Here is an 18,977-nt window from a genome sequence, read left to right as displayed (position 1 = left end):
GCTGAAGCCGCGGGCGCGGTCAGTTGGCGCATTGGCGCAGCTGCGCTGCGTAATCGCGCGCCATCTTCTCGGTCGCTCGCGCATAGTTCTGGACGCCGGCATCGCCGCGGTTGCCGCGGCCATAGGCAGTCCAGCCGAGATAGTAAGCGAGATAGAGATTGTAGGTGTCGTTGCGGGCGACGCCGTAGGTGTCTGACGTCTTGGAATGGTACCAGCCGACGAAATCGACAGCGTCGGCAAATTTGGTCCGCCGCGCCGCCCAATTGCCGGTTTCGCTCTGATATTGCGACCATGTGCCGTCGAGCGCCTGCGAGAAACCGTGGGCGCTTGAGACATGTTTCCAGGGAATGAAACCGAGCAGCTTTTTGCGCGGCGGCCGGGCGTTGCTCTTGAAGCCGGATTCCTTGCGCACAGTCGCCATCAGCACGGGGACGGGCACGCCGTATTTCTGCTCGGCGCGTTCGGCCGCCGCCTGCCAATTGTCGAACCAGCCGTCATTCTGGTCGAACACGGCACAGACATCGTTGATATGGCTTGGCGGTGTGGCGCAGGCCGACAGCGCCAACAACACGGAGACAGCTACAATTTTACTAAAACTCGACCTACGCATTGGAAGACGAATAGGCCGAAATCATAAAAGGAATCTTGCTGCGTTTCTTAATCGCTTGTCGGCTTCCACGGTCCAGGCGAACCATGATCAATATTTCGACCTTTCCCGTCGCTTTTATCGGTCGGAAATTCCCAATGTGCCGCCTTGGCTAAAATCACGCCCGCGGACGGCGGATTTCTGACAGCCTGGTTTGAGCGGCGGCGCTTTGATGCCGCGCATGACCGAACCAAGACGCAAGCGCGGCGCCGAGCGAACCAGCAACAGGGGACCGGCCGCCATTCCGCAACTGCCGCTGCGCCGCGTCACCAATCCCTATCCGCCGATGGCGATGCTTTCGGCCGATCAGATCGAGGCGATCCACCAGGCGTCGATGCACATCCTGGAGAATTTCGGCATCGAGGTGATGAGCCCGCGGGCACTGTCGCTGTTCGAGAGCGCGGGTGCTGCGGTCGATCATGCGTCAGCGAATGTCCGCATAGATCGGGGCATGATCGAGGACGTGCTGAAGACGACCCGGTCGAGCTATACACTGACGCCGCGCAATCCGGTCCACACCGTCCATCTCGGAGGCAACACGATCAACTTCACCCTGGTCGCCGGGCCGCCCAATGTGCACGACATGGAACGCGGCCGCCGCGCCGGAAACTTGCGCGACTATTCTGACCTCATCCGGCTGGCGCAGCATTTCAACTGCATCCATATGCTCGGCAACCAGGTCTGCGCGCCGGTCGAGCTGCCGGCCAATTTGCGCCATCTCGATACTTACCTCGCCAATCTGACGCTGACCGACAAAAGCTTTCACGTCTCGGCCATCGGCCGGGGCAGGGCGCTGGACGGTATCGAGATGATGGCGATCTCGCGCGGGCTGACGCTGGACCAGATGCGCGACGATCCCGGCATCACCACCATCATTTCGGTCAACTCGCCGCGCCGCTTCGATGAGATGATGGCCGAGGGATTGATGACCATGGCCGAATTCGGCCAGTCGGTGGCGGTGACACCATTCACGCTGATGGGAGCAATGAGCCCGGTGACGCTTGCCGGCGCATTGGCACAGCAGAACGCCGAGGCGCTGTTCGGCGTCGTGCTGACGCAGCTCGTGCGTCCCGGCGCGCCGGTGATGTATGGCGCCTTCACCTCCAATGTCGACATGAAGTCGGGTGCGCCGGCTTTTGGCACGCCGGAGAATACCAAGGCCAACATCGCGTCCGGGCAATTGGCGCGGCGGTATGGCTTGCCCTACCGAACGACGCCGGGCTCGGCTTCCAACGCCGCCGACGCGCAAGGCGCCTATGAAACGCTGATGGCGCTGTGGGGTGCGGTGCTCGGGCACGGCAACCTCATCTATCACGCCGCCGGCTGGCAGGAGGGCGGGCTGACCGCGTCGTTCGAGAAGTTCATCATCGATGTCGAGATGATCCAGCACATGATGGAGTTTTTGCGCCCGATCGAGGTCAACGAGGACGAATTGGCAGTCGAGGCGCTGGGGGCGGTGCCGACCGGCGGCCATTTCTTCGGCGAGCCGCACACGCTGGAGCGCTACGCCACCGCCTTCTACCAGCCGATGCTGTCCAACTGGCAGAATTACGAGGCTTGGCAGGAGGCCGGCGGGCTCGACGCCACGGCGCGCGCGACGCGGCTGTGGAAGAAGGCGCTGGAAGACTATGCCGAGCCGGTGATGGATATTGCCGTGCGCGAAGCCCTGGAAGCCTATGTCACCAAGCGCAAGGAAGCGATCGGGCAGGGCGAGCCGTGACTTTTTTAGCGTCGGCGCGCGGCACCCCCCCTCTGCCCTACCGGGCACGTCTTCCTTCGCCAATCACTAACTTTGAAAAGAACGCGGCGGTGCAGACGCCGCTGATCTCCCGCCTTGAGGGGGAGATGGCCGGCAGGCCAGAGGGGGGTGCCTGGCGCTGCCTTCCTGATTCACTTTATCTTCCCAACGTACTGATATCAGAGAAAAAACCATGAAATCGCATGCAAAGGTCGTGGTCATTGGCGGCGGTGTCGTCGGGTGCTCCGTTCTGTTCCATCTCGCCCGCCACGGCTGGACCGATGTCGTTCTATTGGAGCGCGATGAGCTGACTTCGGGCTCGACCTGGCACGCGGCCGGCGGCATGCATACGATCAATGGCGATCCCAATGTCGCCAAGCTGCAGAAATACACGATCTCGCTCTACAAGGAGATCGAGGAACTGTCGGGGCAGGCGACCGGCGTGCATCTCACCGGTGGCGTGCTTCTGGCCGCCACCGAGGCGCGGCTCGACTGGCTGCGCGGCGTCGTCGCCAAGGGCCGCTATCTCGGCATCGACCTCGAGGAGATCTCGCCTGATGAGGCGGCCGAATTGATGCCGCTCATCGATCCCAGGCAGTTCGTCGGCGCGGTGCGCAACAAGGAGGACGGCCATCTCGATCCATCCGGCGTCACCCACGCCTATGCCAAGGCCGCGCGCAAGCTCGGCGCCGAGGTCGAGCGCTTCACCAAGGTCGAGGACATCGTGCGGCGCGCCGACGGGCTGTGGCGCGTCATCACCAACAAGGGCGAGTTGGTGGCCGAGCATGTCGTCAATGCCGGCGGCCTTTGGGCGCGCGAGGTCGGCCGCATGGTCGGGCTGGAACTGCCGGTGCTGGCGATGGAGCATATGTATCTCATCACCGAGGACATGCCGGAGGTCGCCGCCTGGAACCAGAAGACCGGCACGGAAATCATCCACGCCGTGGATTTCGACGGCGAGCTTTATCTGCGCCAGGAACGCGGCGGCATGCTGATGGGCACCTACGAGAAGGCCAACAAGCCATGGTCCGAGTTCCAGACGCCGTGGAATTTCGGCCATGAATTGCTGGAGCCGGATATCGACCGCATCGCGCCGTCGCTGGAAGTCGGCTTCCGGCATTTCCCGGCCTTCCAGAACACCGGCATCAAGCAGATCATCAACGGGCCCTTCACCTTCGCACCCGACGGCAATCCGCTGGTCGGGCCGGTGCGCGGCCTGCCGGGCTTCTGGGTCGCCTGCGGCGTCATGGCCGGCTTTTCGCAGGGCGGCGGCGTTGGTCTGGCGTTGTCCAACTGGATGATCGAGGGCGATCCCGGCGCCGACATCTGGGCGATGGATGTGTCGCGCTATGGCGACTGGGCAACGATGGCCTATACCAACGCCAAGGTGCGCGAGAATTATTCGCGGCGGTTTTCGATCCGCTTCCCCAATGAAGAGCTGCCTGCCGGACGGCCGCTTAAGACGACGCCGGTCTACGATTTGTTGTCGGCCAAGGGCGCGCAATGGGGCGTGGCCTATGGGCTGGAAGTGCCACTGTGGTACGCGCCGGAAGGCGTCAGGGACGAGTTCTCGTGGCGGCGCTCGAGCGATTTTTCTCACGTCGCCAAGGAAGTCGCGGCCGTTCGCAACGGCGTCGGCCTGTCGGAGATTTCGAGCTTCGCCAAATACAAGGTGACGGGCGAGGGGGCTGCCGCATGGCTCGACCGCCTGCTCGCCTGCAAATTGCCGAAGCCGGGCCGCATGACGCTGGCGCCGATGCTGAAGGACGATGGCAAGCTCATCGGCGACTTCACCCTGGCCAACCTAGGTGACGAAAGCTGGTTCCTTGCCGGCTCCGGCGTCGCCGAGCAGTATCACATGCGCTGGTTCGAGGCGCATCTGCCTGACGATGGCTCGGTCCGTCTCGAGGCGCTCGGGCCGAAGATGACAGGCCTGTCGATCGCTGGACCGAAAGCACGGGAACTGCTGGCCAAAGTCACGCGGGCGGATGTCGCCAATGCGGCGTTTCCGTTCATGACCATCGCCAGGATGGATATCGGCATGGCGCCATGCCTGGTCGGGCGCGTCAGCTATACTGGCGATCTCGGCTACGAGATGTGGGTGGCGCCGGAATATCAGCGCGCCGCATTCCAGACATTGATGGCGGCCGGTGAAGAATTCGGCATCGGCCTGTTCGGTTCGCGCGCGCTCAACGCATTGCGGCTGGAAAAGAATTACGGCTCCTGGGCGCGCGAATACCGGCCGATCTATGGGCCGCTGGAGGCAAGGCTCGATCGTTTCGTCGCTTATGGCAAGGATGCCGATTTCATCGGCAAGGCCGGCGCGCTTGCCGAGCGCAAGCAGGGCGGTAAGCTCAGGCTGCGCGCCTTCGTCGTCGATGCCGCCGATGCCGATGTCATTGGCGACGAGCCGATCTGGTTCGACGGCGCCGTGCGCGGCTGGGTCACCTCAGGTGGCTATGCGCATCATTCGAAGAAGTCCGTCGCCATCGGCTACGTGCCGAAGGAGATCGCCGAGGAAACCGAGGGTTTCGAGATCGAACTCCTGGGCAAGCGTCACGCAGCACGCGTGCAATCGGCGCCGCTGTTCGACGCCAATTTCGAGCGGATGCGTGGATGAGGGCGCGCCGACGCCTCAGCCGCTGCGGCGATTGTCCAGCGCCAGGGCGCCGGGACCGGCAAACACCAGATAGAGAAAAATGAAGCAGAACGAGATTGCCGCGTCGCCGCCATTGTTGATGGGGAAGAAGCCCTGCGGCATGTGCGCCATGAAATAGGCGATCGCCATTTCGCCGGCCAGGAGGAAGGCGACCGGCCGGGTGAAGAGCCCAAGCGCCAGGAGAACGCCGCCGGCGAATTCGAGGATGGCCGCGGTCAACGTCAGTCCGGTCAGGGCGCCGGCATGATCGCTGACGGGAAAATTGAACAGTTTCTGGGTGCCATGTTCGATGAATTGCAGCGCCGTGATGATGCGCAACGCGGCCAGGGCCTGTGGCTGAAATTTGGCGAGACCGTCAAACAGCTTCATCTAAAACTCCATTTTACCCCCCAACCGGCCATAGATTGCCGCCCGGCAACGGACCATTCACTTCCCACGGCCTGCTATCAACAATCGGTGATTGGAATGTTCGTCGTCCGCTCAAAATTCTTCTCTCTAGGGTTGCATTCTGATCGCTATAGTTGTAGTGATATCCAAAGACTCCAAACCTAGGGTTCCGTTGCCATGAGAAAAGTCGTCGTCAGCCTATTCGCTATCCTTGCAGGCACCAGCGTCGCCATGGCCGACGACGCCGGCTGTGCTGCCTTCAAATGGCCGGTGACGCGCGAGGAGGCGCTGTTTGCGGCGGCGCCCGCCGCGCAGTCCGGCGCTGACCTTTCTGTCGGCGAGGCTGCAGATGTGGCATTGGCGCCGGTCGACGCGATCAGCTTCACCGCTCCGCCGGAACGCGCGCCGGCAGCCGGGACATTCGGCGCAACGGCAAACGTGGCCGTGCCCCCGGAGGGAGAGCTTCAGATCAGCCTGTCTGATGAGGCCTGGATCGATGTCGTTCAGGACGGCAAAGCCGTGAAGTTGGCGGCCTTCAGTGGTATCAAGACCTGTCCGGGGATCCGCAAGAGTGTGCGCTTCAAGCTGCAGGCTGGTCCGGCCACCCTGCAGCTCAGTGGTGCGAAGAAGCCGAACCTCAAGGTCGCGGTGCTGGCGCCGGAGTAATCTTACCGCACCGGCGCCGTCAGCGCGAAATGCGCGCCCTGCGGATCCTGGCACTGCACGATCCAGCTGCCGCCGGGCACCTCCATCGGACCCATCAGGATCTTGCCGCCATTGTCGGTGACGCGCCTGGCCGCCGCATCGATGGCCGGGACGTTGAAATAGAACAGCCACACCGGCACTGGAATCTGCTCCGGCTTGTTCATCATGCCGCCGCCGGATTCGGGGCCGGCGGAAAAGGTCTGGTAGATGCCCATCGGCCCCATATCCATCGCATCGCCTTTCTCCCAGCCGAACTGCCCGGAGTAGAAATCGAAGGCGGCCTTCCAGTCCGACGTGTAGAGTTCGTGCCAGCCGATATGGCCCGGTGAGGTGGCCGGCACCGTTGGCTGATCGGGGCCGCTTGGCTGCAGGAACATGAAGGTCGCACCTTGCGGATCGGCGACGACGGCGAAGCGGCCGACGCTCGGAATGTCGTCGGGTTCGCGGTGAACCGTGCCGCCGGCTGCCGTCAGCGATTTCGTCGAAGCATCGACGTCTTTCGTGTGGATATAGCCGAGCCAGGCCGGCGGCATGCCCATCTTGGCGGCGTCCTCAGGCAACGTCATCAGCCCGCCGACGCCGCGCTCGCCGACATTCATGACGATGTAGCGCGGCATGCCCGGCGCGGCGTCGAAGGGCTGGGCTGTCCAGCCGACCACAGCTGTATAGAAGGCCTCGGCTGCGTCGAGGTCGGTGGTCATCAACTCGTACCAGAAGAAGGGCATCGGGGATTTGGGCATTGTCGGTCTTCTCACCGTTTCATGCATCGATCGCGGTTCGATCCATCCTAGGACGATCCTTGCGACAGAAATCTGACATCTGGGCCAGAAATCGATGGCGGCAAGTGCCCTCATTCGCAATCTTGCGTGTGTCGCGGTTTTCGACTTTGTTTACCTTCACGGGGGTCGATCCATGCGCCTGATGTCGCTTACGCCGGAGCTTGTCGCACTGTGCCATCGCGAGGAGGCCGATCCCGGTCCTGATGGCAGCTGGACGCAACTGACCGACGAGGATTTCCAGGCGCTTGCCTGGCGGCTGTCCAGCGAGGCGGACGAGGGACCGCTATGGGTGTTTGCCTACGGCTCGCTGATCTGGAAGCCGGCCTTCGAATCCGTCAAACAGCAGCGCGCCACCGCTTTCGGCTGGCACCGCTCCTTCTGTCTCGACATTGCGCGCTGGCGCGGCAGCGCTGCGCAGCCGGGCCTGATGATGGCGCTGGAGCGGGGCGGGCGATGCAACGGGGTGATCTACCGCTTGCCCGACGGCGAAAAACCGGCCCAGATCGAAAGGCTGCTGCGGCGCGAAATCGACGATCACGAAAGCGTCGCCTCGGTTCGCTGGGTTCCGGTGCATACGGATCAGGGCGCGCTCAGGGCGCTGGGCTTCTGGGTCGGCGTGACCGGCAGGGGCACCTCGCTCAACCAGCCGCTGGAGAGGGTGGCTCAGGTGCTAGCCAGGGCATGCGGGCATGTCGGGTCGGGTGCGGAATATCTCTACAACACGGTCAGCCACCTCGAAGCATTCGGCATCCGCGACCGCAATCTGTGGCGGCTGCAGCAACTGGTCGCGGACGAGATCAGGTCGATACATGGCAGCACCCCAGAGACCGGCACGTAGCACTCGATAACATGAGTATAAATATCATGTTTTTGTCCAGCCATTTCAGCGACTTGCCAGAAAATTGACCAATTGATAAAAAAATAAAACGTGCTAGCCTTCCCCAAAACGAAAACAAGGGGGAAGAGGAATGGCGACAGGTCATTTCAAGCAAGGCATTGCCGGCGGTCGACTTGCGCCCGAGCAGTACGCCGACAATTTTTCCGATCTGCATCCACCGCTCGATCATCACGAGGCGCTGGTCGAATCCGACCGCTGCTATTTCTGCTACGACGCGCCGTGCATGAATGCATGCCCGACCTCGATCGACATCCCGCTGTTCATCCGCCAGATTGCGACCGGTAATCCGATCGGCTCGGCCAAGACGATCTTCGACCAGAATATTCTGGGCGGCATGTGCGCCCGCGTCTGCCCGACTGAGACGCTGTGCGAAGAGGTCTGCGTGCGCGAGGTCGCCGAAGGCAAGCCGGTGCAGATCGGCCGCCTGCAGCGCTATGCCACCGATGTCGCGATGTCCGAGAACAAGCAGTTCTACCAGCGCGCCGAGCCGACCGGAAGGACGATCGCCGTGGTCGGCGCCGGGCCTGCCGGGCTGGCAGCCGCCCACAGGCTCGCTCGCCACGGTCACGACGTAACCATACTGGAAGCGCGTCCGAAGGCTGGTGGCCTCAATGAATACGGTATCGCCGCCTATAAGAGCGTCGACAATTTCGCTCAGGCCGAAGTCGACTATGTCACCTCGATCGGTGGCATCGACATCCAGAACGGCAAGGCGCTCGGCCGCGACTACCAGTTGTCGGACCTGATCCGCAATTACGACGCGGTGTTTCTCGGCATGGGGCTTGGCGGCGTCAACGCGCTGCGCGCCGATGGCGAGGACGCGGACGGCGTCACCAATGCGGTGGAATTCATTGCGGAGCTCCGCCAGGCCAGCGATCTCTCGGGCCTGCCCGTCGGCCGGCGCGTCGTCGTCATCGGCGGCGGCATGACGGCGATCGACGCGGCGGTACAGTCGAAGCTGCTCGGCGCCGAGGAGGTGACGATCTGCTACCGGCGCGGCCAGGAGCATATGAACGCTTCCGAATTCGAGCAGGATCTGGCCGCCGCCAACGGCGTCACCATCCGCCACTGGCTGCAGCCGAAGCGGGTCATTGCCGAAGGCGGCAAGGTCAGCGCCATCGAGCTCGAATACACTGCGATGAATGGCGAAAAGCTGGCCGGCACTGGCGAGCGGCTGACGCTCATCGCCGATCAGGTGTTCAAGGCGATCGGCCAGAGCTTTGTCCCTGCCGCGCTCAACGGCAGCGGTGCGGCGCTTGACCTGGAAGGCGGCCGCATCAAGGTGGACACCGAGGGCCGCACTTCGCTTGCCAATGTCTGGGCCGGCGGCGACTGCATCTTTGGCGGCGACGACCTGACGGTGTCGGCCGTTGCGCAAGGCCGCGACGCGGCGGAATCGATCCACCGGGCACTGACCTCAAACGGGAGGGCATGAGCATGGCAGACATCAGAAACAATTTCGTCGGCATCAAATCGCCCAATCCGTTCTGGCTGGCCTCGGCGCCGCCGACCGACAAGGCCTACAACGTCATCCGCGCCTTTAAGGCAGGCTGGGGCGGGGTGGTGTGGAAGACGCTCGGCGAAGAAGGGCCGCCGGTGGTCAACGTCAACGGTCCGCGCTATGGCGCGATCTGGGGCGCCGACCGCCGCCTGCTCGGCCTCAACAACATCGAACTGATCACCGACCGCGACCTGCAGGTCAATCTGCGCGAGATCAAGCAAGTCAAGATGGATTGGCCGGACCGCGCCATCGTCGTCTCGCTGATGGTGCCCTGCGAGGAACACGCGTGGAAGGCGATCCTGCCTGTGGTCGAGGAGACCGGCGCCGACGGCATCGAGCTCAATTTCGGCTGCCCGCACGGCATGTCGGAACGCGGCATGGGTGCCGCGGTCGGCCAGGTGCCGGAATATATCGAGATGGTGGTGCGCTGGTGCAAGGCCAACACCCGCATGCCGGTCATCACCAAGCTGACGCCCAACATCACCGATATCCGCAAGCCGGCGCGGGCGGCTCATGCCGGCGGCACCGACGCGGTGTCGCTGATCAACACGATCAATTCGATCACCGGCGTCGATCTCGACAGTTTCGCGCCGCAGCCGACCATCGACGGCAAGGGCTCGCATGGCGGCTATTGCGGCCCGGCGGTGAAGCCGATCGCCATGAACATGGTGGCCGAGATTGCCCGCGATCCGGAAACGCACGGCCTGCCGATCTCGGGCATCGGTGGCATCACCACCTGGCGGGATGCCGCCGAATTCATGGCGCTCGGCGCCGGCAATGTGCAGGTCTGCACGGCGGCGATGACCTACGGCTTCAAGATCGTGCAGGAGATGATCGCCGGCCTGGAAAACTGGATGGACGAGAAGGGCCACGCTACGCTCGACGACATTGTCGGCCGCGCCACGCCCAACGTCACCGACTGGCAGTATCTCAACCTCAATTACATCGCCAAGGCGCATATCGACCAGGAGGCCTGCATCAAATGCGGCCGTTGCCACATCGCCTGCGAGGACACCTCGCACCAGGCGATCACCAGCATGGTGGACGGCGTCAGGCATTTCGAGGTGATCGAGGCCGAATGCGTCGGCTGCAATCTCTGCGTCAATGTCTGCCCGGTGGAGAATTGCATCACCATGGAGCCGCTGGCGGCCGGCGTGATGGACCAGCGCACCGGCAAGCCGGTATCGCCGGTCTATGCCAACTGGACGACGCACCCGAACAACCCGATGGCCAAGGTGGCGGCGGAGTAGGGGGCGGAGGGCGACGAAAAGGGGCAGCGCCCGCGCTGGCGCTGCTTTTTTCATTTTCCTATTGCGGATAAAAAATATCCACGATAAGGTATGTCCATGAATAGGAGAGCTACATCATGAAGCTGGGCGAGGGCGTTGAAGCAGCCGTCCATTGCGCCGCCATGCTCGCCGGCGTCGAGGGCGGGGCGACCCTGTCGGGGGCCGCCATGGCGGAAGCCTTTGGCCTGTCGCCAAGTTATCTCCTGAAGCATCTCAACATGCTGAGCGCGGCGCGCATCCTGGAATCCGTCTCGGGACCAGCCGGAGGCTATCGGTTGGCGCGGCCGGCCGAGCGCATCACACTGCTCGACATCGTGCTGGCAGTCGAAGGGCGGGAGCCTGCTTTCCGCTGCGGCGAGATCCGTCAGCGCGGCCCGGTGAAGCTCGACGCCTCGGCCTATATCAAACCGTGCGGCATCAATGCTGCGATGCTCAAGGCGGAGCGAGCCTATCGCACCGCGCTTGCCGAGACCAAGCTGTCCGACATCGTGGCCACTTACGCGGCGGAAGGCGACCCGAGATCGCTTGCCGCGAGCTGCGCCTTCGTCGCGCGCCATCAGCGGCCGCAGAAATCCAGTTCAACCAAGCAAGCATGAAAGGAAAGACGATGAAACAGAGGATGCAGTTCTTCGCCAAGGCGCCGGAGATCATGAAGGCGGTGTCGGCGCTCAACAAGGCGGTCGACGAATGCGGGTTGGAGGCAAGCCTGCTGCATCTGATCAAGCTCAGGGCATCGCAGATCAATGGCTGCTCCTACTGCGTCGAGATGCACAGCCGCGAGGCCAGGCGCGACGGCGAAACCGAGCAGCGGCTCTATCTGGTTTCCGCCTGGAAGGAATCGCCGCTGTTTTCCGAGCGCGAACGCGCTGCCTTCGCTTGGACCGAGGCGGTGACGAAGATCGCCGACAACGGGGTTTCGGACGAACTCTACGCCAGCACGCTCGAGTATTTCTCGGAAGAGGAGTTGGTCAAGCTGTCGGTCGCGATCGGCATGATCAACACCTGGAACCGGCTCTGCGTCCCGTTCCACGCCCTTCATTCGATGCCGGCAGCCAAGGCCGCCTGATCGACCGAACCGGGCGCGCGAGCAGAGATCCGCGCGCCCGTTTTTTATTTGGAGATCAAGACCATGTTTGCAAATTTTGAGAACGAGATTCTACTTGCCGCCCGCCTGCTGCTTGGCGGCGCCTTTGTCTTTGCCGGCCTGCGCAACATCCAGAACCAGGCCTTTCTGACCCAGTTGATGGCAGCGCGCGGTGTGCCGCTGGCAGGGCTGGCGCTGTGGGTCGGTATCGTCGTGCAGATCGTTGCCGGAGCACTTGTCATGGCAGGCGTCTGGACCGCTCCCGCGGCTGCCTGCCTGATCGTATTTCTCATCGTCGCCACGCCGATGTTCCACAATTTCTGGGACCATAAAGGGCCCGAGCGGGCCGCCCGCATCAACGGCTTCGTCGGCAATGTCGCGTTGACCGGCGGCTTTCTGACGCTGGTGGCGCAGTCGCTTTGACGATGCAGAGACAGAGCCTGCCGATCACGCGGCAAAGCGCAGGCCGCCGTCGCAGGTCAGCACCTGGCCGGTCATGAAGCCATTGGAGACCAGGAATGCGATTGCGCTGGCGACGTCCTCGGCGCGGCCGATGCGGCCGACCGGGGTCTTGCCGGCATAGTCGGCGAAGATCGCCTGGCGCTGCTCTTCGGCCAAAAAGTCCCACCAGGGCGTGTCGATGACGCCGGGCGCCACGACGTTGACGCGCAACGGCTTCAATTCCATCGCCAGGATCGGCACCACAGTTAAAAGCATGCCGTTGACGGCGGCGATGCCGGCGACGCCGGGCGCCGACAGTTGCGCTGATACCGCCGAGATGAAGGTGACCGAGCCGTTCTTGTTCAGCGTTGGCAAGGCGGCTTGCAGGCAGGACAATTGCGGCCGGACTTTCTCGTCGACGCCACCGCCGATGTCGGCCAGGTCAAGCGTTTCGAACGGGCCCAGACCCTTGCCGCCACTTGCCGCCAGCACCAGGTGATCGAAGGGACCGATAGAATCAAAGAATTGGCGGACCTCGTCAGGCTTTGCGGCATCGAAGGCCGCCTTTTCGACGGCGCCGCCAAGGCTGTGCCAAGCGCCCTTGAGCTTCTCCGGATTGCGGCCGGTGATGGTCACCTTCATGCCCGGGCCAAGCAGTTTGCGCGCCGTGGCAAGGCCGATGCCGGAGGAGCCGCCGATAATGACGGTATGTTCAATCTTCTTGCTCATGAATGCTTTTCCTTCGACGTGGCGGAGACGAGGCCGACGAGGTCGAGGCTTAGCGTCCGCAATTGCTGTCTTGCCTTCGCGTCATAGGCCTGCGCGTTGGCGCGGGATTCCCGCAAGCCGTCGAAATAGAGGCCGCTTAGCCCTTCAAGGTCGGGCGATACTGCGAGGTTGACGATGGCGTCAGCGCCGGTCTCGACCGAACTCCACGGCGTCACGCCGGCCTGCCGAACCATGGTGGTGTTCATATAGCTTGCCGGGTGCAGGGCGTTGACGGTGACGCCGGAGCCCTTCAGTTGCTCCGCCAGATCGATGGTGAACAGGATTTGCGCCAGCTTGCTCTGGCAATAGGCGCGCACGCCGTCATAGGCGCGGGTCAGCATGACGTCGCTGAAATCGATCGCCTGCTGGCCGGCCGAGGCGACATTGACGATGCGCGAAGGCGCGCTCGCTGTGAGCAGCGGCAGAAGCTCTGATGTCAGCAGGAAGCCGGCAAGGTAGTTGACGGCGAAGCGCAGCTCATAGCCGTCGGCGCTGACCTGCCGTTTGGCGCCAGCGGTGCCGATGCCGGCATTGTTGATGAGGATGTCGAGCCGGCTGGTCTTTGCGCGCACGGCCTCGGCGAGGCGGCGGACCTCGGCGAGCGACGCGAGGTCGGCGACGAGCAGCTCGGCCTTCCCGCCGGCGGCTTCAATCGCGGCGACGCTTGCCTTGCCGCGCGCCGCATCGCGGCCATGCACCAGGACATGCGCGCCACTGGCGCCGAGCCTTTCGGCAACGACGCGGCCGACGCCGTCCGTCGATCCGGTGATGAGGATAGTCTTGTCGTTCAGTTCCATGTTCAGAGCCTCCAATCTGCTGCTCTGGACACAAGATGGGACGGTTCGCACGCCTCAAACAGTTCAAACTTTATCCTGGTATCAATACTGCTATAATGAGTACGATGGATGCTTCTTCCGCTCAGTCTCCCGAAGACAGCCGCCGGCGCGAGCTTGGCGCCTTCCTGCGCTCGCGCCGTGAAAGGCTGACGCCGTCGGCGACAGGCATCGCCGCCGGCCAAAGGCGGCGCACCCCCGGCCTGCGGCGCGAGGAGGTGGCGATGATCGCCGGCGTCGGCACCACCTGGTACACCTGGCTGGAGCAGGGCAGGGACGTGCGGCCCTCCGTGGAGGTGCTGACGGCGCTCTGCGAGGCGCTGCGCCTCGACGCAGCCGAGAGCCGGCATCTGTTCATCCTCGCCGGCCGCCAGCAGCCGGAGCGGCGGCGTATTGCGCCGGAAAAGGTCGACGGCCCCTTGCTGCATATGCTGCAGAGCCTCGTCCTGCAGCCGGCCTATGTCGTGGGACCGCGCTGGGATGTGCTGGCCTGGAATGCCGGGGCCGTGGCCGTGTTTGGCGACTATGGCCTGCTGGAGGGCGACGCCCGCAACATCATCCATGGCGTGTTCACCGATCCGCACCGGCGGCACCTGCTGGTCGACTGGGAAGAGCTGGCGCGCGCAACCCTTGCCGCGTTCCGCGCGGAAAGTGCGAAATATATCGGCGATCCGGATTTCGAGCGGCTGATCGCGCTCATGATGCGCTCAAGCCCCGAGTTCCGTGAATGGTGGCCTCAGCGCGACGTGGTGCATCGGCTGTCCGGCGTGAAACACCTGCGGCACCCGATCGCCGGCGCGATGGCTTTCGAGCATATGAGCCTGTCGATCGACGACGGCTCGGACATGCGACTGGTCGTCTACACGCCGCTCGCCGAGCAGAATTCGATCGCCAAGCTGCAGAAGCTCATAGATGCGATGCCGCAAGAACTGCGTAGCGCATGATTTCTGCCGAGAACTAGGACGTGACCCATAAGCCCTCCCGCGCGGCCTGCGGAATTGGCCACAGCGCTATCACGACCTTTAATCGGAAGCGGGCATTTGCGGTCTGCTCCCAGCAAATGAAAGTAGCTCAAGACAGATGTCGGTTTTCGGAAGGTTCATTCGTCATCACGATAGGAAGCCGAAGAAATTCACCCAGGCAAGGAAACGGGTGCGATGACAATCACTATCACAGCATTTGAACGATCGCCCGACGGCGGCAAAGGACTGGCGCGCGATACGCGCGTTCGCTGGGCGCTCGAAGAAGTGGGGCAGCCTTATGAGGTTCGTCTTGTTTCCTTCGCACAGATGAAAGAACCAGACCATCTGGCCGTCCATCCCTTCGGCCAGATCCCGACCTATGAGGAAGGTTCTCTCTCGCTGTTCGAGACCGGCTCGATCGTCTTTCATCTTGCCGAACAGCATGCGGGCCTGCTGCCGAGGGATCGCGATGCGCGGGCGCGCGCGATAAGCTGGATGTTTGCCGCACTTAACACCGTCGAGCCGCCGATCCTCGAATTGACGACGGCAAGAATATTCGAAGCCGACAAGTCCTGGAGCGAGGAGCGCTTGCCGCTGGTAAAGGACCGTGTTCGCGCTCGGCTGGACAAACTCTCGGCTTACCTAGGCGCCGCCGACTGGCTCGACGATGCGTTCAGCGCGGGCGATTTATTAATGGTATCGGTGCTGCTGCGCCTAAGAATGTCAGGCATTTTGGACGAATATCAAAACTTGGCTGCCTATGTAGCTCGCGGCGAAGCTCGGCCCGCCTATATCCGGGCTTTCGCCGCGCAATTTGCGATCAACGCCCCAGCAGCCAACTGAAACCTTAGCTGATAAAGCTGAGTCGACACCAGGTTTGAAGTCGGCATGCCGCCCAGCGTTCGACCAATGCTCGGCGCTGACTGGCTCCCGTGAACGCATGGCGAGCAACGAGTGACGACCGACGCGGTTCCGGTATGCGCCCCATGCTCTGCCAATGCGCACAGCAGGTCGGACTTAGGTCTTGGCTTTGATGGACTGAAGTCCCGGCAGGGAACGTTTGCGGGCGCCTGATGTTTGTGGGCTTAGCGCGAAGAGTTCAACGCACCGTAGCTCGCGCAAAGGAGGCACCCTATGAGAATGCATCTTTCAATTGCAGCGGGGGTTTTGCTGCTGGCAGGTATCGGCGCTGCCGCAGCGCAGGACGTGGTCATCGCGCCTGAGCAGGAGACTGTCATCAAGGAATATGTGAAGAAGCAGCCGCTGGCATCCGTGAAAATCCCTGGGGTAGAGCTCAATATAGGCTCGGCGCTGCCCGATACGGTCGAGCTCCATGAAGTTCCCGACACCACGTACAGCTACGTGGTGGTCGACAACCGGACCGTTGTCGTCGATCCAGGCACGCGCAAAATCATCAAGGTCATCGAATAAGAGGGGGAGGACATTCCGCTGTGCTGAAGGGCACGGCGGAATGCCAGCCAGGGAGGAATGTAATCATGATGTCGAACCGTGAGATTGGAGCGTCCCAGGCGCTCCGAAAGCGCGTAACTGAGCTCAGCGAGAGGATGCGCGGCGCCCAGATTACCGAGAATGAACTGAATATTTTTCGAAAGGTCGCAGCCGTCATGGAGGACGGCAAAGGCCGCATTGATGTCGATGATCTGATTGCTGCGTCCTTCGTCAACGAAACCGACTAACCAAAGCTGCCTTCAGGCTTCCCAGAAATGAGACGCTGCAAATGGCCCTGACTCCCGGTCTGAACTCTGTCGGTCTGACCTTTCAATGCCCGCAATGCCACGTCGTTGTTGTCAAGAACGGCAGCTGGTTCCAAGTCGTTTCCCGCTACAAGTGCGAGGGATGCGGACATAGCATCCGGATTACCTACCCGGACAAGGTTGCCATCTTCAAAAAGCACGCGCACATGGCCACAACGCCGCCGTAGTCTAAATCAAAGAGATAGAGCATGATGTCGTCCGAAAACCGCTTCACACTTTTGCGCGACATGCTTTAGTTTTTCGGCTTCAGACCGTCGATGAACAGTTGCTCGAGGAACCTCGCGGCATCCTCGAAGCGGCCATCCCCGCCGCGGTTCGGCCCGAGCACGGCGCGGACCTGGACATCGAAATCGGAATAGTGTTGCGTCGTTGCCCAGATCGAGAAGATCAGGTGCCAGGGGTCGGTGCGGGCGATCTTGCCGGCGCGCATCCAGCCCTTGATGACGGCGGCCTTCTCATCGACCAGCGTCTTCAACTCGCCTTCGAGCAGCGGCATGATGCGCGGTGCGCCCTGCAGGATCTCGTTGGCGAACAGCCGGCTTTCCCTGGGGAAGTCGCGCGCCATTTCGAGCTTGCGCCTGATATAGCTGCGCAATTCGGTTAGGGGATCGCCGATGTCGTCGAGTTCCCTGAGCGGCGCCAGCCAGGTCGCGAGCAGCCGCTCCATCAGCGTTTCGTGGATATCTTCCTTGCGGCGGAAATAATAGAGCAGGTTCGGCTTCGACATCCCCGCGGCTTCGGCGATCTGGTCGATGGTGGAGCCGCGGAACCCGTTGGTGGAGAAGACTTCGAGCGCGGCTTCCAGGATGAGTTCGCGCTTTTCCTGCTGGATGCGGGTGCGGCGGGGCGCTGAGCCTTCCATGGCGGCCGTCACCCTTGCGCGCCGCCGCGCCGAGGCCCATCTGGACCAATTCTCTGGACCAGTTTTTCTCCGGCCTGTGGAGCGCGCTTCCGATGCCGCATTTCCGCTAGTAGTCCCTTGACCGCCGACACGGCGGTGCTAACGTTTGTCCAATCGGTCAAAATTTGCGTAGCACGAAAACGCAGCGAAGACCAAGTGTCGGGAAGACCAAGCGTTAGCCGCACCGAAACAGGTTACAAGGGGAAGTCTTGGTCATGTCCAACCGGCTGAAAGTCACGCCGAACGATCTCAGCGCATTCTGGATGCCGTTCACGGCAAACCGGCAGTTCAAGCAGGCGCCGCGCATGTTCGTGTCCGCCAAGGACATGCACTACACGACCAGCGACGGGCGCAAGGTTCTCGACGGCACTGCAGGGCTGTGGTGCGTCAATGCCGGCCACTGCCGGCCGAAGATCACCGAGGCGATCCAGCATCAGGCGGCCGAGCTCGACTATGCGCCGGCCTTCCAGATGGGCCACCCGATCGTCTTTGAACTGGCCAACCGCCTGGTCGACATCGCGCCGAAGGGCATGGACCATGTGTTCTTCACCAATTCCGGTTCGGAATCGGTCGACACCGCGCTGAAGATGGCGATCGCCTATCACCGCGTGAAGGGCGAGGGTTCGCGCACCCGCCTGATCGGCCGCGAGCGCGGCTATCACGGCGTCAATTTCGGCGGCATCTCGGTTGGCGGCATCGTCACCAACCGCAAGATGTTCGGCACGCTGCTCGGCGGCGTCGACCATATGCCGCACACCCATCTGCCGGAAAAAAATGCGTTCACCAAGGGCGTGCCCGAGCATGGCGCGGAGCTGGCCAACGAGCTGGAGCGCATCGTCGCCCTGCATGACGCCTCGACGATTGCGGCGGTCATCGTCGAGCCGGTGGCCGGTTCCACCGGCGTCATCCTGCCGCCGAAGGGCTATCTGCAAAAGCTGCGCGAGATCTGCACCAAGCACGGCATCCTGTTGATCTTCGACGAGGTCATTACCGGTTTCGGCCGGCTCGGCGCGCCGTTCGCCGCCGACTATTTCGGTGTCACGCCCGACATCATGACCACGGCCAAGGGCGTCTCCAACGGCGTCATCCCGATGGGCGCGGTGTTCGTCAAGAAGGAGATCCACGACGCCTTCATGACCGGCCCCGAGCATATGATCGAGTTCTTCCACGGCTACACCTATTCGGGCAATCCGATCGCTTGCGCGGCCGCACTCGGCACGCTCGACACCTACAAGGAAGAGGGGCTTTTGACCCGTGGCGAGGAGCTGGCGCCTTACTGGGAAGACGCGCTGCATTCGCTGAAAGGCGAGCCGAACGTCATCGACATCAGGAACATCGGCCTGATAGGCGCGATCGAACTGGCGCCGATCGCCGGGCAGCCGACCAAACGTGCCTTCTCGGCCTTCGTCAAGGCGTTCGAGCGCGGCGCGCTGATCCGCACCACCGGCGACATCATCGCGCTGTCGCCGCCGCTGATCATCACCAAGGGCCAGATCAACGAATTGATCGACCATGTGCGGGATGTGCTGAGGTCTATCGACTAATCTGCTTTATCTGTGCAGGCGGCGTTGGGAACCGCCGCCTGCACAGAACATGAAATGAGAGGACTTT

At 62.6% G+C, this 18,977-nt stretch carries 20 protein-coding genes; 14 read left to right on the top strand and 6 right to left on the bottom strand.

Annotated elements, in window-relative coordinates; translation table 11 throughout:
* Positions 1-19 precede the first annotated feature (19 nt).
* On the bottom strand, positions 20-610 hold the full coding sequence (locus tag C9427_RS24310; RefSeq protein ID WP_107651610.1) for a transglycosylase SLT domain-containing protein: 591 nt from the start codon (positions 608-610) through the stop codon (positions 20-22).
* 217 nt (positions 611-827) lie between these two features.
* On the opposite strand from C9427_RS24310, the gene C9427_RS24305 reads away from it, so the two are divergent.
* On the top strand, positions 828-2,366 hold the full coding sequence (locus tag C9427_RS24305; RefSeq protein WP_146172584.1) for a trimethylamine methyltransferase family protein: 1,539 nt from the start codon (positions 828-830) through the stop codon (positions 2,364-2,366).
* Positions 2,367-2,577: 211 nt separating this feature from the next.
* On the top strand, positions 2,578-5,004 hold the full coding sequence (locus C9427_RS24300) for a GcvT family protein (RefSeq protein ID WP_107651608.1): 2,427 nt from the start codon (positions 2,578-2,580) through the stop codon (positions 5,002-5,004).
* A 15-nt stretch (positions 5,005-5,019) separates the two neighbouring features.
* Here the strand turns inward: C9427_RS24300 and C9427_RS24295 are convergent, their stop codons facing one another.
* The gene (locus tag C9427_RS24295; RefSeq protein WP_107651607.1) at positions 5,020-5,412 is read right to left on the bottom strand and encodes a DoxX family protein; all 393 of its coding nucleotides are present in this window, start codon (positions 5,410-5,412) and stop codon (positions 5,020-5,022) included.
* Between the two features lie 195 nt (positions 5,413-5,607).
* Here C9427_RS24295 and C9427_RS24290 point away from each other — a divergent pair, with 195 nt between their 5' ends.
* Positions 5,608-6,096: a hypothetical protein gene (locus C9427_RS24290; protein ID WP_107651606.1), complete on the top strand. Its 489-nt coding sequence runs from the start codon at positions 5,608-5,610 to the stop codon at positions 6,094-6,096.
* A 2-nt stretch (positions 6,097-6,098) separates the two neighbouring features.
* Here C9427_RS24290 and C9427_RS24285 read toward each other — a convergent pair whose 3' ends face one another.
* Positions 6,099-6,875, bottom strand: a complete 777-nt coding sequence (locus tag C9427_RS24285; protein ID WP_107651698.1) for a VOC family protein — start codon at positions 6,873-6,875, stop codon at positions 6,099-6,101.
* A gap of 172 nt (positions 6,876-7,047) precedes the next feature.
* Between C9427_RS24285 and C9427_RS24280 the strand changes: the two genes are divergently transcribed.
* The 6 genes from C9427_RS24280 to C9427_RS24255 all read left to right on the top strand — a co-directional run bounded on the left by C9427_RS24280 (position 7,048) and on the right by C9427_RS24255 (position 12,109).
* The gene (locus tag C9427_RS24280; protein WP_107651605.1) at positions 7,048-7,752 is read left to right on the top strand and encodes a gamma-glutamylcyclotransferase; all 705 of its coding nucleotides are present in this window, start codon (positions 7,048-7,050) and stop codon (positions 7,750-7,752) included.
* Between the two features lie 130 nt (positions 7,753-7,882).
* Positions 7,883-9,247: an NAD(P)-dependent oxidoreductase gene (locus tag C9427_RS24275; protein ID WP_107651604.1), complete on the top strand. Its 1,365-nt coding sequence runs from the start codon at positions 7,883-7,885 to the stop codon at positions 9,245-9,247.
* A gap of 2 nt (positions 9,248-9,249) precedes the next feature.
* Entirely contained in the window at positions 9,250-10,563 is a 1,314-nt protein-coding gene (gene preA / locus C9427_RS24270) for an NAD-dependent dihydropyrimidine dehydrogenase subunit PreA (protein ID WP_107651697.1), read from the top strand.
* A 116-nt stretch (positions 10,564-10,679) separates the two neighbouring features.
* Entirely contained in the window at positions 10,680-11,198 is a 519-nt protein-coding gene (locus C9427_RS24265) for an RrF2 family transcriptional regulator (RefSeq protein ID WP_107651603.1), read from the top strand.
* A gap of 11 nt (positions 11,199-11,209) precedes the next feature.
* Positions 11,210-11,668 (top strand): carboxymuconolactone decarboxylase family protein, encoded by a 459-nt coding sequence (locus C9427_RS24260; protein WP_107651696.1) that lies wholly within the window; start codon positions 11,210-11,212, stop codon positions 11,666-11,668.
* Between the two features lie 63 nt (positions 11,669-11,731).
* Complete coding sequence (locus C9427_RS24255) at positions 11,732-12,109, top strand: DoxX family protein (RefSeq protein ID WP_107651695.1); 378 nt, start codon at positions 11,732-11,734, stop codon at positions 12,107-12,109.
* Between the two features lie 24 nt (positions 12,110-12,133).
* On the opposite strand, the gene C9427_RS24250 is transcribed toward C9427_RS24255, so the two are convergent.
* Entirely contained in the window at positions 12,134-12,856 is a 723-nt protein-coding gene (locus C9427_RS24250; protein ID WP_107651602.1) for an SDR family oxidoreductase, read from the bottom strand.
* Positions 12,853-13,692, bottom strand: a complete 840-nt coding sequence (locus C9427_RS24245; RefSeq protein ID WP_107651601.1) for an SDR family NAD(P)-dependent oxidoreductase — start codon at positions 13,690-13,692, stop codon at positions 12,853-12,855. The genes C9427_RS24250 and C9427_RS24245 overlap by 4 nt, the downstream gene beginning before the upstream one ends.
* Positions 13,693-13,796: 104 nt before the next feature.
* Between C9427_RS24245 and C9427_RS24240 the strand changes: the two genes are divergently transcribed.
* The 4 genes from C9427_RS24240 to C9427_RS24225 all read left to right on the top strand — a co-directional run bounded on the left by C9427_RS24240 (position 13,797) and on the right by C9427_RS24225 (position 16,387).
* Entirely contained in the window at positions 13,797-14,672 is an 876-nt protein-coding gene (locus C9427_RS24240; protein ID WP_107651600.1) for a helix-turn-helix transcriptional regulator, read from the top strand.
* 213 nt (positions 14,673-14,885) lie between these two features.
* The gene (locus tag C9427_RS24235) at positions 14,886-15,533 is read left to right on the top strand and encodes a glutathione S-transferase family protein (RefSeq protein ID WP_107651599.1); all 648 of its coding nucleotides are present in this window, start codon (positions 14,886-14,888) and stop codon (positions 15,531-15,533) included.
* Positions 15,534-15,824: 291 nt separating this feature from the next.
* On the top strand, positions 15,825-16,121 hold the full coding sequence (locus C9427_RS24230) for a DUF1236 domain-containing protein (RefSeq protein WP_107651598.1): 297 nt from the start codon (positions 15,825-15,827) through the stop codon (positions 16,119-16,121).
* A 68-nt stretch (positions 16,122-16,189) separates the two neighbouring features.
* The gene (locus C9427_RS24225; protein ID WP_107651694.1) at positions 16,190-16,387 is read left to right on the top strand and encodes a hypothetical protein; all 198 of its coding nucleotides are present in this window, start codon (positions 16,190-16,192) and stop codon (positions 16,385-16,387) included.
* Positions 16,388-16,697: 310 nt separating this feature from the next.
* Here C9427_RS24225 and C9427_RS24215 read toward each other — a convergent pair whose 3' ends face one another.
* Positions 16,698-17,327, bottom strand: coding sequence for a TetR family transcriptional regulator C-terminal domain-containing protein (locus tag C9427_RS24215; protein ID WP_107651693.1), 630 nt, complete (start codon positions 17,325-17,327; stop codon positions 16,698-16,700).
* Positions 17,328-17,581: 254 nt separating this feature from the next.
* Here C9427_RS24215 and aptA point away from each other — a divergent pair, with 254 nt between their 5' ends.
* Positions 17,582-18,910: an omega-aminotransferase AptA gene (gene aptA, locus C9427_RS24210; protein ID WP_107651596.1), complete on the top strand. Its 1,329-nt coding sequence runs from the start codon at positions 17,582-17,584 to the stop codon at positions 18,908-18,910.
* Positions 18,911-18,977 lie beyond the last annotated feature (67 nt).

The organism is Mesorhizobium helmanticense, from assembly GCF_003034915.1.
Classification (GTDB): domain Bacteria; phylum Pseudomonadota; class Alphaproteobacteria; order Rhizobiales; family Rhizobiaceae; genus Mesorhizobium; species Mesorhizobium helmanticense.
This window is presented reverse-complemented; position numbering and strand designations above follow the sequence as displayed.

Bases quoted from the DNA above. Each gene is read 5' to 3' on its own strand.
- aptA (WP_107651596.1), top strand. From the start codon at position 17,582: ATGTCCAACCGGCTGAAAGTCACGCCGAACGATCTCAGCGCATTCTGG.
- preA (WP_107651697.1), top strand. From the start codon at position 9,250: ATGGCAGACATCAGAAACAATTTCGTCGGCATCAAATCGCCCAATCCG.
- C9427_RS24255 (WP_107651695.1), top strand. From the start codon at position 11,732: ATGTTTGCAAATTTTGAGAACGAGATTCTACTTGCCGCCCGCCTGCTG.
- C9427_RS24225 (WP_107651694.1), top strand. From the start codon at position 16,190: ATGTCGAACCGTGAGATTGGAGCGTCCCAGGCGCTCCGAAAGCGCGTA.
- C9427_RS24250 (WP_107651602.1), bottom strand. From the start codon at position 12,856: ATGAGCAAGAAGATTGAACATACCGTCATTATCGGCGGCTCCTCCGGC.
- C9427_RS24280 (WP_107651605.1), top strand. From the start codon at position 7,048: ATGCGCCTGATGTCGCTTACGCCGGAGCTTGTCGCACTGTGCCATCGC.
- C9427_RS24265 (WP_107651603.1), top strand. From the start codon at position 10,680: ATGAAGCTGGGCGAGGGCGTTGAAGCAGCCGTCCATTGCGCCGCCATG.
- C9427_RS24285 (WP_107651698.1), bottom strand. From the start codon at position 6,875: ATGCCCAAATCCCCGATGCCCTTCTTCTGGTACGAGTTGATGACCACC.
- C9427_RS24290 (WP_107651606.1), top strand. From the start codon at position 5,608: ATGAGAAAAGTCGTCGTCAGCCTATTCGCTATCCTTGCAGGCACCAGC.
- C9427_RS24235 (WP_107651599.1), top strand. From the start codon at position 14,886: ATGACAATCACTATCACAGCATTTGAACGATCGCCCGACGGCGGCAAA.
- C9427_RS24310 (WP_107651610.1), bottom strand. From the start codon at position 610: ATGCGTAGGTCGAGTTTTAGTAAAATTGTAGCTGTCTCCGTGTTGTTG.
- C9427_RS24215 (WP_107651693.1), bottom strand. From the start codon at position 17,327: ATGGAAGGCTCAGCGCCCCGCCGCACCCGCATCCAGCAGGAAAAGCGC.
- C9427_RS24305 (WP_146172584.1), top strand. From the start codon at position 828: ATGACCGAACCAAGACGCAAGCGCGGCGCCGAGCGAACCAGCAACAGG.
- C9427_RS24245 (WP_107651601.1), bottom strand. From the start codon at position 13,692: ATGGAACTGAACGACAAGACTATCCTCATCACCGGATCGACGGACGGC.
- C9427_RS24230 (WP_107651598.1), top strand. From the start codon at position 15,825: ATGAGAATGCATCTTTCAATTGCAGCGGGGGTTTTGCTGCTGGCAGGT.
- C9427_RS24275 (WP_107651604.1), top strand. From the start codon at position 7,883: ATGGCGACAGGTCATTTCAAGCAAGGCATTGCCGGCGGTCGACTTGCG.
- C9427_RS24300 (WP_107651608.1), top strand. From the start codon at position 2,578: ATGAAATCGCATGCAAAGGTCGTGGTCATTGGCGGCGGTGTCGTCGGG.
- C9427_RS24295 (WP_107651607.1), bottom strand. From the start codon at position 5,412: ATGAAGCTGTTTGACGGTCTCGCCAAATTTCAGCCACAGGCCCTGGCC.
- C9427_RS24240 (WP_107651600.1), top strand. From the start codon at position 13,797: ATGGATGCTTCTTCCGCTCAGTCTCCCGAAGACAGCCGCCGGCGCGAG.
- C9427_RS24260 (WP_107651696.1), top strand. From the start codon at position 11,210: ATGAAACAGAGGATGCAGTTCTTCGCCAAGGCGCCGGAGATCATGAAG.